Raw genomic sequence first — 15372 nt, 5'->3', positions numbered from 1 at the left:
AGTTTTAGCATACAATATGAATTAACATCAGTCTATTTTTTGGTTTTAAGAGGGCGATAGTCAGGGGTTGGTGGTCGTATTTTTAATTTCAGCAGGGCTAAATGTCTAACACCACGTCTGTCATGGCGATATTGATGCAGGTTTGGATAGACTCGTAACCATCACTACTTATCTTGTAAGTTTGGATGTTTTTGACCACGCCGCTCACTTTATTGCAGCGGCACAACTGGCAAATTCCTTGCCTACAACCATGCGCCAGTCGTATACCTGCGTTTTCGGCAGCGACCAATAATGTAGTGTCGCTATCGAACTGCCGTTGCCGTGATCGCAAATACACCGTATGCGACTCTGTCTGTAGTGCATTATCTAGTACTTGATTACCACCGCTATCAAAATCAGGCAGTGCGCTACCGAAATTCTCTATAATAATATTGTCACGTAGTTGATTGCCTTGCGGTAAAATGATTTCTGACACTGCTTTATATAAGCCAGCTAATAACGCTTGTGAACCGCAGGCAAATATCTGAGTATCTACCAATGGTAGATTAAGTGATAACAGACCCTCTGCACTTAAGTATCGTTCGCCAGCCAAATAAGTCGCAGGGTTATCAGTATGGATAAAATGATAGCTGAAGGCTGGATAGATATCGCTCAGCTGTTGCCACTGATGTTGAAACTGGGCAAGTTTCGTTCGATTATAATGTAGCAACGCTACCTGATGTCCGTCTGCTAGTGCTTGCGCAATAAGTCCTAGCATAGGCGTGATACCGCTACCGCCAGCGACAAATAATAAAGGGTGTAGTTTTTGGTTATCTGGTTCTCTATTATCTAAACTTGTCTTTGCCTGTGCCAAAGTAAAATGACCCAGTGGCATACTGGTATCAACGATGCTAGATAGCGACAGTTGCTTGGTCAAATAGTCAGATACTAACCCTTGCGGTTTAACAGCAATAGTAACCGTATGGCGTTGGCTTTTTGCTGACTTAGTAATGACGGCATCATCTTGCCACCACAATGGCTGATTCGCCAATCCTACGAGTGAATAGCTGCGCTGATGATAAACCCCATCGATAAAAACACGTAAATCAAGATACTGACCGCCTTGCCAATCATCTGCCCCTTTGGATATCTGCTGCCTAAACGCTCGATTGGTCTCAAATTGCAGTGCAATTAAATCATCACTCATCTCGTATCGAGCAATAAGGCGTAGCTTGGGTGTCGTCAATGACCAAAACGGATGTAAGCGCGACCCGATAAAATCGACAAACGCACGTTGAACTATTTCAGGGCGATAGCCGTTGGCCATTAATCAGTACCTGTATAAATATTATTAAAAATATATGAGAAATAATGACTCAGCTTATAGCCAGTTTCATTAATGGCATACTAAACCATTATTTTTTGCGCTGTTAAGCCACTCTAATATGTTAACGGCTATTGATTAACTTTGCGAAAGTTTTGATGCTATTTTTTGTGGTTTTTATCAAACAGCAATGAATCAGAATGTTAAGCTCGTAACCTCAGAAAAATATTTTTGCCCGCTTTTATCCAGAAACAGCGATACTCTATGACAAAAGCTGCAAAACAAGGGGTAAAACAACCTGTTAGCTTGCAGGGTATGCGCCACAATGCGATAATGAACGATAATTTGTAACCCTGATTTTGAGTTACGGCACGCTTGGCAGCAGCGCTGAGTGGTATTTGCTGTTCTCTTCTATGCAGTCTATCGGAGTGTTAATGGCTCAATATATTTACACGATGAACAACGTGTCAAAACTTGTTCCCCCTAAGCGTGAAATCTTAAAAAATATCAATCTGTCCTTTTTCCCGGGTGCCAAAATTGGTGTCTTAGGCATCAATGGGGCAGGTAAGTCGACCTTGCTACGTATTATGGCGGGTGTGGATACTGAGTTCAGCGGTGAAGCACGTGCGCAAACAGGAACCAAAGTTGGTTACTTGCCGCAGGAGCCACAACTCGATGACAGCAAAGATGTGCGCGGCAACGTCGAGGACGGCATGCGTGAGGCGTTAGATGCGTTAGCGCGCTTAGACCAAATCTATGCTGAGTATGCCGAACCGGATGCTGATTTTGACAAACTTGCTGAAGAGCAGGGCAAAATGGAAGACATTATCCAGTCATGGGATGCACACAATCTAAATAACCAGTTAGAGAAAGCCGCCGATGCGCTACGTCTGCCACCATGGGACGCGGACGTGAGTAAACTGTCAGGTGGTGAAAAACGCCGTGTTGCTTTATGTCGCCTGCTACTATCACGTCCCGATATGCTGCTACTCGATGAGCCTACTAACCATCTGGACGCCGAATCAGTCGCTTGGCTTGAGCAATTCTTGCAAAACTATAGCGGCACTATCGTTGCCATTACCCATGATCGTTATTTCTTGGATAATGTGGCGCAGTGGATTTTGGAGCTTGACCGAGGCTATGGCTACCCGTATGAAGGTAACTATACTGAATGGTTAGAGCAAAAAAACAAGCGCTTAGAGGAACAACAGAAGCAAGAAGAGTCGTTTGCCAAAGCGCTGAAAAAAGAGCTTGAGTGGATTCGTAAAAATCAAAAGGGTCAGCAAGCGAAGTCTAAGTCGCGCGTACAGCGTTTTGAAGAGCTGAACTCAAAAGAATTCCAGCAGCGAAATGAGACCTCAGAGATTTATATTCCGCCCGGTCCGCGTCTAGGTAATAAAGTTATCGAGGTCAATAACATCTCCAAGTCGTTTGGCGATCGTTTATTGTATGAAAACCTAAGCTTCAATGTCCCAGCGGGTGCTATCGTTGGTATCATCGGTCCAAATGGTGCGGGTAAAACCACGCTATTTAACATGATTACTGAGCGTGATACCCCAGATACTGGTTCGGTTGATTTGGGCGAAAGTGTCAAGGTTGCCTATGTCGGTCAGGTGCGTGACAACCTAGACGACAAAAAGACCGTCTGGGAAGAAGTATCAGACGGTCTTGACATGATTACTGTCGGTGACTACACCACGCCAAGCCGTGCGTACATCGGCCGCTTTAATTTTAAAGGCTCAGACCAGCAGAAACATGTCGGTCAATTATCAGGTGGTGAGCGTAACCGCTTGCAATTGGCAAAAACCCTAAAGCAGGGCGCAAACGTACTGCTACTCGATGAACCCTCGAACGACTTGGACGTTGAAACCTTACGTGCGCTAGAGGATGCGATTCAAGTATTCCCAGGTACGGTCATGGTCGTCTCGCATGATCGCTGGTTCCTTGACCGTATCGCCACCCACATCTTGGCGTTTGAAGAAGAAGGCCCAGTGTGGTTCGATGGCAACTACAGTGAGTTTGAAGCCTATCGTAAAAAGACAATGGGTGATGACGCCACGCCTAAGCGTGCTAAGTATAAGAAAATCACCAACTAATACCATTGTTTGGTATATTGGAACTGCATAAAAAAAGACCGCTAATCAATAGCGGTCTTTTTTGTTTAGCTTAATTGTTTAAAAGTCATGACTAACGATTAACGCTTACGCCCAAATTTACGCTGCTTTTTATTACTAATCTCAGTAATAGCACGAGTGATTTCTTCTTCGTTTAAACTTGCGACTTGCTGCAAGATTTGCATCATATCAGGCGTCAGCACATATTTGGCATGACTGGCGATGTCATTGATACGATGGTCAAAGGTCAATATGCCCGTTTCATCATCTTTTTGTAGATAATCAAGACGAGTCAAAGCGCTGATAAAGCTAGTAAATAATGCGCGATCAAAGAAGTCAGGAATATCATCGGCATACAGTACAGACAAGCGTTGTCCAAGCAAATGGCACAGGTCAACGACTTCGCTTTCGGTCAGATTACCAGAGCCCTGCTGAGCGAGTAGGGCAAGCGTCATAAAATAACGCTCAAGACTTTGCCCAACGGGTGTCGCCAGTACTTGTAGCTGTTGATAGCGCTTGCTATTAGACTCAGGAACACTAAGCGTGTCATCACCCAACTCAACAATCAACCCATGAGAGAGTAAACTATCGACTTTTTTGTTGAGCGTCTCCGCCAAACCATGCGCTGGGTAGTATAAGAACAGCTCACCTTGCAAGAATGGGTATAACTGCTCAGCGATACTATCTAAACGACTGCGTTTGATACGGCCGTTACGTGCCACTAGCGCTGATAAGAAAGACAGCAAGATAAAGACGTGTAGAATGTTATTGCGGAAATAGCTGAGCAATGCCGCTTGCTTGCCAGCGACCTGAATGATATCGCCCAAGATGTGCGGCGTACGCTCTATGAGTTTTAGCTTGATGCCATAATCAATGATTTCTTGCGGGCTCATATCTGTGATGACAGTGTCATCTGCATAAGGAAGCTGTTGCGCAAGGCCTTGGTACAAAGCGATTTGCTCACGGCAACTGTTTTCATCCAGTGCCGCTTTCGGTGCGGATAGTAGTACCAATGATAGCAGCGACACAGGCGTTATCACGGCAGCTTTATTGATGTGCTGCATGACTTTTACACCGATATTATCGACCATGGCACTGGCTTTTTCATCGAGTGGGGAGTCGGTGCGATCGGACGGTAAGCTGTTGGCTGGAACATCGAACTTTGTCATAAAATCGCTAAGATGCAGCGGTGTACCAAAACTTAGATGTACATTACCAAAAATACGCTCAATTTTACGACCCACTTTGAGTAGCCCAATCAACGATTCTGATTCTTTTGGTTTGCCCTTTAACTCACCGATATAAGTGCCGCCTTCCATAATACGCTCATAACCAATATAAGTTGGGATGAACACCACAGGCTTATTGGTTTGACGTAACTGGCTATGTACCGTCATCGCCAGCATACCCATTTTGGGCGGTAGTAGGCGACCTGAACGTGAGCGACCACCTTCAATGAAGTACTCGATCGGCGTATTACGCGTGATAAGGGTATGCATATATTCACGCAATACGGCGGTATAAAGGGCATTGCCACGGAAGCTACGACGAATATAAAAAGCGACAGCGCCGCGCAATAACGGTCCCAATACTGGCACATCTAAGTTATCACCTGCTGCGATATAAGGGATACTCAAACCGCGTTTATAGATGACATAAGACAACAATAGATAATCAACATGGCTGCGATGGCACGGCACATAAATCAGCTCATAATCGGTCGCAAGGTCACGTACTCGCTCAAAGTGATGGACTTCGACACCGTCATATAACTGTGTCCATAACCACGTTAAAAACTTATAAAACCCACGAATAATGGAATGAGAATAGTCATTCACCATCTCATTGGCGTATCCTCGCGCTTGACTACGAGCGTCGCGTACGCTGGTGCCTTTTTCGGCAGCTTCCAGCTCTATTGCGTGCTTAATCGCTGGCGAGTAGACCAGTTTATCGACCAAATTACGTCTATCCGACAAATCAGGGCCCAGCATACTGGCGCGCTGCTTGTCTAAATAAATCGTCAATTGCTGCTGTAGCATCCGCACGAGTTCACGATTGCCATCAGCAGCCGCCACGAGCGTATAGCTAGGTGATTTTTCAGCATCAGTTTTGACATCATTATCCGTCGTTGCTGATTCAGTATCTTGTGAGTCTGTAGCAGGTGAGCTTTTAGTACTTGAATCCTCAGAAACCAAATCTTTAGAAACCAAATCTTTAGAAACCAAATCTTTAGAAACCAAGTCTTTAGAAACTGAGCCTTCAGAAACTGAGTCAAAAACGTTAGGGCCCGCGCTTTCACCTTTGAGGCTATCATTGATGATAGTACGCAAATCTTGGGGTGGGTGGAATTGTACAAAGGTATCACGGCCCATCACGCCGATATTAAATAACTGCTTGCTGATACTCGGGTCTTGCCAATTGTCAGCGGTTAATAGTTTAAATAGCGAGTCTTCTTTTTCAGGGGCGCGTCCCCACAGGATAGATACGGGTACTAGGCGCACCTTTAGCTCTGGATATTGCAAAACCGCAGAGACTAAGCGAGAAAGGCGCGGAGACAACTGATTGTCTTTGGCACTTGGGTGATTCAAAAATATGATGGCTGCATTTTCTTTGATATTGTGAGCCGCGTCATTGACCCCAACCAATGCAGGCGGCAAGTTATGCTCTTGCGTCTGCAAATCGATCAAAATACTGTTGGAGCGAGAATAATCCTGTAGCACATAAAATCTAAGTACCTGCTCGTCGCTATCAAAATCAGGCAATTCACCCAATAATTTCGGTTTGACAGCAACATCGAGTAGCTGTCCCGATAGTTTACGATACAGCTGATTGATCGGAGCATTAGCGTAAGGCTTGGTGACGATTGGACCCGCGTCAGTTTCAGAAGTGCGGTCAGTGCTGACTGGCGCTTTAAAAATCCGTTTTTTTAGGAACTTCGGTATCATAATCAGTATCAAAAATAGTCAAATATGTTGCGCTTATGATGCCATAAAAGCCACTAAAGCGATATATAGTGTCTGTATATACTGCTAATATTAATACTATTGGGTTACTCACTAGTAAGCGAGCAATGATATAAAACGGTCAAGTATTTGAAAGTTACGATATTTGGCGTAATAATATATTGATGCCATGTCTATTTAATCCTTAATCCGTATGACGCCTATTCTTTAGTTCTATTTTATTAAGCCGAAATATTATGACGCCAGCTATCGATCTTGCCAAAAAACGCGGTCTTGATTACCGCATACACGAATACACGCATGACAGTCATGCGGCCTCTTTTGGTTTAGAAGCCGCAGAAAAGCTTGGCGTGGCGGCAGTGCAAGTGTTCAAAACTTTGGTGGTATCGACCGATACTGACGACCTTGCGGTTGCGATATTGCCAGTAGATAAAACCCTCAATTTTAAAAAAATGGCCAAAGCCTTATCCGCGAATAAATTGTTGTCCTGCAAAAAAGTACAAATGGCAGATCCCAAGCAAGTAGAACGTAGTACCGGCTATGTGTTGGGCGGCGTCAGTCCACTCGGGCAAAAAAAGCGCCTAAAAACAGTCATAGATAGCAGTGCTCAAGATCAGACAACGGTCTATGTCAGTGGCGGTCGTCGCGGTTTGGAGATTGAGTTACCACCAGCGCAATTAGCCAACACACTTGATGCGCATTTTAGTGCGATTACTGATGAATAATACAAATAAACGTTTTACGGCGATGAGGCAGAGCGCGTAAACTAATAAGCCAACTGATCTATTACTTTCTCTATTTAAGGATGTCCTCATGCCGCATTTAACCGTTCAAGCTACGCCCAATGTCAGTATCCCTCACGAAGAATCATTGCTAAAGTCGCTCAATAAAGCATTATGGGACAGTGGATATTTTGGTAAGCCGACAGATATCAAAACACGTATCTTACCTATTGAGACGTTTTTGGTGGGTGTGGAAGATGATGAGCAAGCGAATGGGTTTATCTATGCCAATCTAAAACTGATGAGCGGCCGCGATATAGAGACTCGTAATCAGCTGGCTGAGCTCTTGGTCGCTACCATCGAAGAAAAGATCGGAGACGAGCAATCAGGTCGTGCGGCACTGCAAATATGCGTAGAAGTCGAAGAGATTAGTGCGGTATATCATAAGAAGATGCTAGGTAGTTAATGTTAAACGCTTTAACCTTTTCCAAAGCGACTTATTATATTTTGAATACTGTTGTTTGAAGGCGTTAGACGTATATGGTTAAGCGGGCTTGCACAAAGACTGACTAGCAACCTTTGGTAGTATCATGACCTCAACTTTATAGCCTGCTGTTTTGCCATGAGTGGCCATAAGATTACGTGCGATACGGAGTCGGTATTTTCCCGTTTGTGGCAGACAGCCTTGATAAATGATACCGCCTTTGGTGCCATCTTGGGTACCATCCGGCATATGCAATACACCGACGTTAGCAGTCTCGGGCGTACCTGCAAGTGGTGCAATGTTAATAACGGCATATTGCTGACTTGCAGCATCGAAACGATACCACTGCTCATCGGTATGAGGAGCGAGTTTACCAGTGACGACGCTAGTAACAGCGCCTTTTGCAAAATGCAGAGTACTATCGCTACTTTTGGCCGCTGCACTGCTGATGCCAATACTGACGAGCGTGGTACTAATGACCAATGCTCGTATATATCGAGCAGCTAAAGCCGTGTTTTTATCGTTAGGTAAAACCATTATTTGCTCCTAAATTACAGGTTACTTTTGATAGTCTTTAATCATAATACGGTCAGTTAAACACAAAAAAGCGCCTAAATGATAGGCGCTTTTTTATACGTTATTGATACTGTATTAGTCTAAGAAAGCAAAGCTGTCGATATCCATCGCTGTCATGCTCTCGCTTGGTGCGACCATGGATTCAGCATGTCCAGAGGTACGTGGTAGCAGCTTGTCAAAATAGAATTCGGCGGTTTGAATTTTTGCTTTGTAGAATTCTGGTGCTTCTGTACCGCCATTTTCAAGCTTGTCATAGGCCACGGCTGCCATACGTGCCCAGTGGTAGCCCATCATGACGTAACCTGAGTACATCAAGAAGTCATCTGATGCGGCTGAGATGATTTCACGGTCTTTACGAGCCATTAGCATCAAGCGTACTGTCAAGGTGTTCCACTCAGCGCACAGCTTGGTAAGTGCCCAAACAAATTTACGCATGTCTTTATCAAGGGCATACTCGCCGCACCATTTCATGATGCTTGAGGTATAGTCACGGATGATTTTACCTTTAGATTGCAAGATAACCTTACGGCCTAATAGATCCAATGCCTGTACGCCAGTCGTACCTTCGTACATGGTCGCGATACGAGCATCACGAGCAATCAGCTCCATACCCCATTCTTTGATATAGCCGTGGCCGCCATAGACTTGCTGACCGTGTTTGGCCGCTTCGATACCAAGCTCAGTCAAGAACCCTTTTAGGATTGGCGTATAAAAACCTAGCTTGTCATCCCATTTTTCAAACTCTTCTTCATCGCCATTGACAATGCCTTGTGCCATTTTGTCCGCATAGCGTGCTGAATGATAAATCATTGAGCGACCGCCTTCAGCAAAGGCTTTTTGCGTCAAGAGCATACGGCGTACGTCAGCGTGGTGGATGATCGCATCAGCTACTTTTTCAGGGTCTTTGGTACCAGAAAGGGTGCGCATAGAGCGGCGTTCTTTGGCATAGGGCAATGCATTTTGGAAAGACAGCTCCGTATGTGCCAAACCTTGGATACCAGTACCGATACGAGCAGTGTTCATAAAGGTGAACATGGCTTTTAGGCCTTTGTGCGGTTCGCCAATTAGGTAGCCAGTAGCACCATCGAAGTTCAACACACAGGTAGAAGACGAGCTGATACCCATTTTGTGCTCGATTGAACCGCAAACAACAGCATTGCGCTCGCCAGATTCGCCTTCAGCATTCGGCGTGAATTTTGGTACGATAAATAGCGAGATACCGCGTGTACCCTCTGGCGCATTTGGTAGGCGTGCTAAAACAATATGAATGATATTGTCCGTTAGATCATGCTCACCACTTGAGATGAAGATTTTGGTGCCACTGATTTTGTAGGTACCATCATCCTGCGGGATGGCTTTTGACTTTACCTGACCCAAGTCGGTACCACATTGAGGCTCGGTCAAACACATCGTACCTGACCACGTTCCTTCGACCAATTTTGGTAAATAAAGGTCTTTTTGCTCATCGGTACCGTACTGCATGATAGTGTTGATACAACCTGTTGAGAGGCCAGAGTACATCGCCCACGGCCAGTTGGCAGTACCGATCATTTCAGCTTTGATTAAGTTGATTGATGTGGGTAGGTTCATTCCGCCGTACTGTTCAGGATACGAGATACCTTGCCAGCCGCCTTCTACAAATTGGTCATAAGCTTCTTTAAAGCCCTTTGGTGTGGTGACTTCGCCATTTTCAAAATGACAGCCTTCTTCATCGCCTGATTGATAGATAGGAGCAAGGACGTTTTCAGCAAAATCTGCCATACCCTGTAGGATCATATCTATGGTTTCAGGATCCGCGTTTTCGCCATTGTCTAGGCTTTTATAATGCGTTTGGTAATCAAATACATCATTAATCAAAAATTTGATGTCACGTAGAGGTGCTTTGTAAGTTAACATAATCGCTCTCTTTGGTTGGTTCGCTATCATAGACTTACGACGCAATATTTGAGTCAAGAGTCATGTCAGCGATGTGTCATTATTTTAATCGAGATAGATACTATATCTGTTGTTATGAGTGCTAGTAATAAACAGCGAGTCCATTGTGAAGGGCTTTAGGACGTCCTTGTTGAGCGTCAGCTATTATTGCGTTGATATGATTATAAATCTTATAGACCAATAAATATACAATTCATAACTATTATTCATGACTTTTACCTTAATTAATTAATTTTAGTTTTATGAAGTGGCTGATATATGTGCTGGACGTGCTCAAAGATCATCTGTTATAGATGATTGATGATAAGCAGAAGACCGAAGAGTAATAGACATAATATAGTCGAACCACTATTAAAGTGTTACAGCGTTAGACTCGTTTAGCCTACTACTGTAGTACTTGCACTCGTCTGCCTTGTACCACTTTTAATATTGATTGACTATAAATAAGGCAGACCCTCTATGAGTGAGTCAAAATTACACAAACAAACCTCTTGGTTGACCGCGCTATTCACGCGTATTAAGGGGCTCATTGATGGTGAACTTGGGCATTTACTAACCGTCAATCGTAGCCGAAGACCCTGGCATATGCCTATTGTTGCTGCGATTGCGATCAGTTTTCCAGTATTTGTGGGGGCTTACTTTGGTGACTTATCTGCTGGAATCAAAGCGTCGCTAGGGTCAATGATTATTTTAAACCTGCCATTGGTGGGCGGGTTACCTTATCGATTGGTAACAGTGATGGCTTGGGGATTTGCCATGATACTTAGTTTTGCGCTGGGTTTGATGGCGCAGCAATTACCTATACTCAGGCTGCCTGTTTTTATGCTTGTTGCGCTTAGCGTGGTGATGTTGGGTCGATACTATAAGCAGCCACCACCAGCAGGGCTATTTACATTGATGGCTGGGGCAATCGCGCTTTTTATTCCTGTCCCATTAGATCGAGTGCTCTCAGCGATAGGGCTTGTGTTATTGGGTAGCGGATCTTCGATGTTGCTCGCGCTACTGTATACACTGTTTTTGCTCGCCACACGTCCTATTGCCCCTGCGCCTAGTTATCATTATGAGCCAGATATGATCAGTGATAGCCTCATTGTCGTAAGTTTCATCAGTCTGGCGTTGGTAATAGCAGTTTTATTAGACATGCCTTATCCATATTGGGTGGCAATGAGCTGCTTTATTATTATTCAAGGCATCCAGCTGCGAACCATGTGGATCAAGCAGTTGCATCGTATATTGGGTACGTTGGTTGGTATGGTGGTTGCCAGTTGGATGCTGTCTTGGGGGCTCTCGACATGGGGTGTCGCCGTGGCTATATTATGTATGATGCTATTGATTGAGTCGTTTGTCGATCGGCATTATGGGCTGGCGGTGATTTTTATTACACCGTTGACGATATTTATCGCAGAGTACGGCAGCACGATGGCGGTGCCGCCAGTGGCAGGAGATGTCATTCATACGCGCATGATTGATACGGCACTTGGCTGTGTGATTGGTCTGAGCGGTGGTTTGGCCATCCACTCTACACAATTGCGTGTACCACTGCGGCGTTTGGAGCACTGGCTGCTGCTGCGCTTTAGTGAATAATAAGCAGCAGTTTGATGCTGCTGATTAAGAGTTCCATTAAGTATTTTGACTCAGTGCTTCTGTTGCTTTTGAGACATCAATTGTATGACCAGTCCAGCGCTCAAAACTCAATGCTGCTTGTCCGATGAGCATGCCGTAACCTTCAGACGTTTGGGCATCACGCGCCGCGAAATGCTGCAAAAAGGGTAGGTCGCGCCCATACATCATGTCATAAGCGTATTGACAGTGTAGAGTGTCATCCAGCGGCAGTTTATCGCCTGATAAGCCAATAGAGGTGGCATTGATAATCATATCAAACGTGCCGCTCAAATCCTTGGTGGCACAGGTCTGAATCTGCTGCGCTGCAATCACCGAGCTTGCTGCGCTCAGCTCATCCACCAAATCTACCGCTTTACTCACTGTGCGATTGGCAATAGTCAGTGAGCCAATACCTGCTTGAATCAGCGGTAGTATGACACCGCGCGCCGCGCCGCCTGCGCCAATCAGGGCAACGCGAGCACCGTCCAGTGGCCAACCTAAGCGTGTTATATGATTAACGAGCCCTTGTCCGTCCGTATTATCGCCGTATATGGCCTCTTTTATCGACGCGCCTTGTTGTAGTAGCGCCTCATTTATCATGAGCGTATTGACCGCGCCTGCTGTTTTGGCATGCTCTGACAAGCCGCCGCGCGCCGCACAGCAGTCATAAGCGACTTGCTTAAAAGGTACGGTCACGTTAGCACCCATACCACCACCATGAAAAAACGCCTCAATGACCGCTGTAAAACTGGCAGCATCGTCAGGGCAATACTGGCGCTGATAGCGAATATCAATACCAGCCTGTAAGGCAAACTGCGCATGAATTTCAGGGGATTTGCTGTGGGCAATCGGGTTGCCAATAACGATGAAGTGTTGGGTCATAAAGGGTCCATTGGCTAAAAGAGGCAAGACATCATTAAAAATGCATCGCTTACGGCCATTTATCATAAGCGATAAAATGATGATTGACAAACCAATGGCTCACTTCATAAGCCTTATATCGGGCAGAGTTTGATGAGTGATATATTTAACAAATATGTACCCTCTGGGAACGTTATGTGTAGCCTAAAAGGTAGTCAAGCGCTGAGCAGTTGGGTAAACTATCGATTATATGTTAATTAGTATAATATGCTCTAATGACTGTTAGGTTATAACTTTTATTACATACATTCTTTATTAAAAAAACCTTTGTTATCGGTGGCTTATGGGCCAGCTCGTTAATATTCTTTTAAGATCAATCTAAAAGTGTGAGTAAATTATCCATGTGGAATCATAACCTTCAGACTCTTCTAGTCGGTACGATAATGGCAGTTAGTGTGACGCTTGGCGGCTGTGATAGCACCAAAGAGGATGCTCAAAATCCAGAGACAAACGCTGAGAGCAGCGAGCAGGCTGTGGCTGAGGCTCCTGTAGAGAACAGCGCGGTAGACAATCCTGATCTAGATGGCGCGACCGCCCAACAAGGTACACCAGTAAAATACGATGTCTCGGCATGGAACGCTGACAAGGGCGAGCCCCTTGGCACCGATGAGTTAGATAGTATCAAGTCAGCATTTGGTAAAGTAATAAGTACGGATGAAAATAGCCTAGACTATGCCAGTAATCCTGCCACCAAATATCGCTTTATGAAGACGGACGCGCCTTATCTAGATATTATCGACTCCGAAAAATACCTTGAGCTTGGCTGGTATTATGCCAATCCGACCGATTCTGATAAAGAAAAAGAGTTGAGCCAAGACCATGCCAAAAAAGCCTACCAACTATCGCGCCGACTGATGGGTGATGAGGGTGGCAAAATGGTCGCTGATATGCTCAGTAATCAAATCATCAAAAACAGAGTCATTGGCGGACAGAAAGTGGAACTGGCAAAATGTGAGTTTTATAGCTGTATGCTAGTCATCAATAAATCCGCTGCCCAAACAGACAATAGCTAAGCGATGCTAGACATGACGTCACTGCCCAACAGCTGGGTATGTCTATATCCACAAGACGATACGGCAACTAGCAAAGCGGTGACACTGTCGCCAGACAACCGCGGCCTAGCATATGCGGATGGATTTTTTACGACCATGGGTGTGATGGACGGACTCATCCTATGGGCAGACTACCATCATCAGCGGCTCATCTCCCATGCCGACGCCTTGCAGTTAGATATAGACTGCGAGGAATTACTGGCAGTATTAAAAATATATGCCCAGCAGCTAGAGCAGGGTATGCTCAAGCTCGTGGTGACTCGCGCCGCACAAGACATTCGCGGTTATGGCTATGTACCAAGTGAATCAGGAAGTGCTTGTGAGATCTGGCTAAAACCGGCTGTTATGAGAGTCTCCACGGCTGTGGTACTGTCATTACCTGATGGCAATCTAGTACCCATGCAGCCGAATGCCTCGGCGATATGTTTATCTTCACAGATTGCCTGCCTGCCGCCATCGCTGGCAGGACTCAAAAGCCTGAGCCGCCTAGATAATGTCCTTGCCAGTGGCGAGCTACAGCGTATAAAAGCTGAACCACTGGCGGCTAACGTTACAAAGAGCCTCAGTGAAGGACTGCTACGTGATATGAGTGGTCATTGGGTTGAAGGTACGATGAGCAATGTGTTCTATCAGTTAGCAGATGAGCCTTTATGCGAATCTGAAACGCACCCTAGTGGCCACGAAGGTGTTGAGAACAAGCATGAGAGCTATCTAACAACAGGTCAATGGTACACCCCTTCCATGGAACAATCGGGCGTTGCTGGTGTGATGCGGCAAGTGCTCATTGATGCTTTGTCCACGACAAAATATCCAGTGGTGATACGGTCGTTATCAGATGAGGACTTGCCTAGGTTGACGCGGTTATTCTTTTGCAATGCGCTGCGCGGCATCATGCCTATTAGCAGTTTGACGTTATTGTCAGGTGATATTGTGGACTTTAAATCTGTTTAGCTGTTATTTTCTTTATTTAATAAACGATAGAAATGTTGTTTAAAAAACTCTTTTCTCCCTTCATGTTGTAGGTCTTCATAGCGCGCTTGGCTAAGCTGTAAATATACAGTTTCCTGCTCAATACCAATAAAACGTCTTTCTAAGACATTACCTGCGATACCTGTTGTTGAAGATCCAGCGAAAGGGTCAAGTATCAAAGCATTTTTTTTAGTAGAGGCTAAAATCATCTGTGCCAATAATGCCAAAGGTTTTTGCGTAGGGTGCTTACCACAAGATTTTTCCCATTTAGCAATTGCTGGCAAGCGCCACACATCTTTCATTTGCTTATCGTTATTGAGTCGTTTCATCAAGTCGTAATCGAAATAATGTGGCACTTTAGGATGTTTTCTCGCCCAAATAATGAACTCTGTAGAATGAGTGAAAAACCGACAAGAAAAATTAGGCGGTGGGTTGGTTTTTTCCCAAGTTATAACATTAAGTATTTTAAAACCAAGCTGCGGCAAAATACGACCCAGAGTAAAAATATTGTGATGTGTACCACTGACCCATAATGTCGCATTATCTGCCATTTTCTCTCGGACAGCAAAAAGCCATTCATAGGTGAATAAATAAGCATCATTGTCACTGACAAGCTTGTCCCACTGACCTTTATTGACTGACTGGACTTTACCGTTTTTGACTGTTAAACCATCATGGAATGTACTGGTCAAGAGAAAGCGCTCTACTATTATCTATACGCTTATACATTA

General features: G+C 44.8%; 12 protein-coding genes. 6 read left to right on the top strand and 6 right to left on the bottom strand.

Annotation, left to right across the window (positions count from 1 at the left end; genetic code table 11):
* Window positions 1-97 precede the first annotated feature (97 nt).
* On the bottom strand, window positions 98-1306 hold the full coding sequence (locus GYK50_RS11980; protein WP_093069823.1) for a flavin reductase family protein: 1209 nt from the start codon (window positions 1304-1306) through the stop codon (window positions 98-100).
* A gap of 431 nt (window positions 1307-1737) precedes the next feature.
* Between GYK50_RS11980 and ettA the strand changes: the two genes are divergently transcribed.
* Window positions 1738-3399: an energy-dependent translational throttle protein EttA gene (gene ettA / locus GYK50_RS11975; protein ID WP_071002540.1), complete on the top strand. Its 1662-nt coding sequence runs from the start codon at window positions 1738-1740 to the stop codon at window positions 3397-3399.
* A gap of 98 nt (window positions 3400-3497) precedes the next feature.
* Here ettA and plsB read toward each other — a convergent pair whose 3' ends face one another.
* The gene (plsB, locus tag GYK50_RS11970) at window positions 3498-6362 is read right to left on the bottom strand and encodes a glycerol-3-phosphate 1-O-acyltransferase PlsB (RefSeq protein ID WP_212564019.1); all 2865 of its coding nucleotides are present in this window, start codon (window positions 6360-6362) and stop codon (window positions 3498-3500) included.
* 254 nt (window positions 6363-6616) lie between these two features.
* On the opposite strand from plsB, the gene ybaK reads away from it, so the two are divergent.
* Both ybaK and GYK50_RS11960 read left to right on the top strand, forming a co-directional pair.
* Complete coding sequence (ybaK, locus tag GYK50_RS11965; protein WP_212564018.1) at window positions 6617-7105, top strand: Cys-tRNA(Pro) deacylase; 489 nt, start codon at window positions 6617-6619, stop codon at window positions 7103-7105.
* Between the two features lie 88 nt (window positions 7106-7193).
* Complete coding sequence (locus GYK50_RS11960; protein WP_212564017.1) at window positions 7194-7568, top strand: 5-carboxymethyl-2-hydroxymuconate Delta-isomerase; 375 nt, start codon at window positions 7194-7196, stop codon at window positions 7566-7568.
* Window positions 7569-7646: 78 nt separating this feature from the next.
* On the opposite strand, the gene GYK50_RS11955 is transcribed toward GYK50_RS11960, so the two are convergent.
* Complete coding sequence (locus GYK50_RS11955; protein ID WP_212564016.1) at window positions 7647-8123, bottom strand: hypothetical protein; 477 nt, start codon at window positions 8121-8123, stop codon at window positions 7647-7649.
* 114 nt (window positions 8124-8237) lie between these two features.
* Window positions 8238-10058: an acyl-CoA dehydrogenase C-terminal domain-containing protein gene (locus GYK50_RS11950; protein ID WP_212564015.1), complete on the bottom strand. Its 1821-nt coding sequence runs from the start codon at window positions 10056-10058 to the stop codon at window positions 8238-8240.
* A gap of 498 nt (window positions 10059-10556) precedes the next feature.
* On the opposite strand from GYK50_RS11950, the gene GYK50_RS11945 reads away from it, so the two are divergent.
* Window positions 10557-11681, top strand: a complete 1125-nt coding sequence (locus tag GYK50_RS11945; protein WP_212564014.1) for an FUSC family protein — start codon at window positions 10557-10559, stop codon at window positions 11679-11681.
* Window positions 11682-11717: 36 nt separating this feature from the next.
* Here GYK50_RS11945 and aroE read toward each other — a convergent pair whose 3' ends face one another.
* Window positions 11718-12581 (bottom strand): shikimate dehydrogenase, encoded by an 864-nt coding sequence (gene aroE / locus GYK50_RS11940; RefSeq protein WP_212564013.1) that lies wholly within the window; start codon window positions 12579-12581, stop codon window positions 11718-11720.
* Between the two features lie 422 nt (window positions 12582-13003).
* Here aroE and GYK50_RS11935 point away from each other — a divergent pair, with 422 nt between their 5' ends.
* Both GYK50_RS11935 and GYK50_RS11930 read left to right on the top strand, forming a co-directional pair.
* Window positions 13004-13633, top strand: coding sequence for a hypothetical protein (locus GYK50_RS11935; protein WP_339605603.1), 630 nt, complete (start codon window positions 13004-13006; stop codon window positions 13631-13633).
* A 12-nt stretch (window positions 13634-13645) separates the two neighbouring features.
* Window positions 13646-14623: an aminotransferase class IV gene (locus GYK50_RS11930; protein ID WP_071003716.1), complete on the top strand. Its 978-nt coding sequence runs from the start codon at window positions 13646-13648 to the stop codon at window positions 14621-14623.
* Here the strand turns inward: GYK50_RS11930 and GYK50_RS11925 are convergent.
* Window positions 14620-15333, bottom strand: coding sequence for a DNA-methyltransferase (locus tag GYK50_RS11925; protein ID WP_071002532.1), 714 nt, complete (start codon window positions 15331-15333; stop codon window positions 14620-14622). The two genes, GYK50_RS11930 and GYK50_RS11925, sit on opposite strands and share 4 nt — an antisense overlap.
* Between the last annotated feature and the right edge of the window lie 39 nt (window positions 15334-15372).

The sequence above is a fragment of the Psychrobacter pacificensis genome, assembly GCF_018336615.1.
GTDB lineage: Bacteria > Pseudomonadota > Gammaproteobacteria > Pseudomonadales > Moraxellaceae > Psychrobacter > Psychrobacter pacificensis.
This window is presented reverse-complemented; position numbering and strand designations above follow the sequence as displayed.

Bases quoted from the DNA above. Each gene is read 5' to 3' on its own strand.
- GYK50_RS11980 (WP_093069823.1), bottom strand. From the start codon at position 1,306: ATGGCCAACGGCTATCGCCCTGAAATAGTTCAACGTGCGTTTGTCGAT.
- GYK50_RS11945 (WP_212564014.1), top strand. From the start codon at position 10,557: ATGAGTGAGTCAAAATTACACAAACAAACCTCTTGGTTGACCGCGCTA.
- GYK50_RS11935 (WP_339605603.1), top strand. From the start codon at position 13,004: ATGGCAGTTAGTGTGACGCTTGGCGGCTGTGATAGCACCAAAGAGGAT.
- GYK50_RS11955 (WP_212564016.1), bottom strand. From the start codon at position 8,123: ATGGTTTTACCTAACGATAAAAACACGGCTTTAGCTGCTCGATATATA.
- GYK50_RS11930 (WP_071003716.1), top strand. From the start codon at position 13,646: ATGACGTCACTGCCCAACAGCTGGGTATGTCTATATCCACAAGACGAT.
- ettA (WP_071002540.1), top strand. From the start codon at position 1,738: ATGGCTCAATATATTTACACGATGAACAACGTGTCAAAACTTGTTCCC.
- GYK50_RS11960 (WP_212564017.1), top strand. From the start codon at position 7,194: ATGCCGCATTTAACCGTTCAAGCTACGCCCAATGTCAGTATCCCTCAC.
- plsB (WP_212564019.1), bottom strand. From the start codon at position 6,362: ATGATACCGAAGTTCCTAAAAAAACGGATTTTTAAAGCGCCAGTCAGC.
- ybaK (WP_212564018.1), top strand. From the start codon at position 6,617: ATGACGCCAGCTATCGATCTTGCCAAAAAACGCGGTCTTGATTACCGC.
- GYK50_RS11950 (WP_212564015.1), bottom strand. From the start codon at position 10,058: ATGTTAACTTACAAAGCACCTCTACGTGACATCAAATTTTTGATTAAT.
- aroE (WP_212564013.1), bottom strand. From the start codon at position 12,581: ATGACCCAACACTTCATCGTTATTGGCAACCCGATTGCCCACAGCAAA.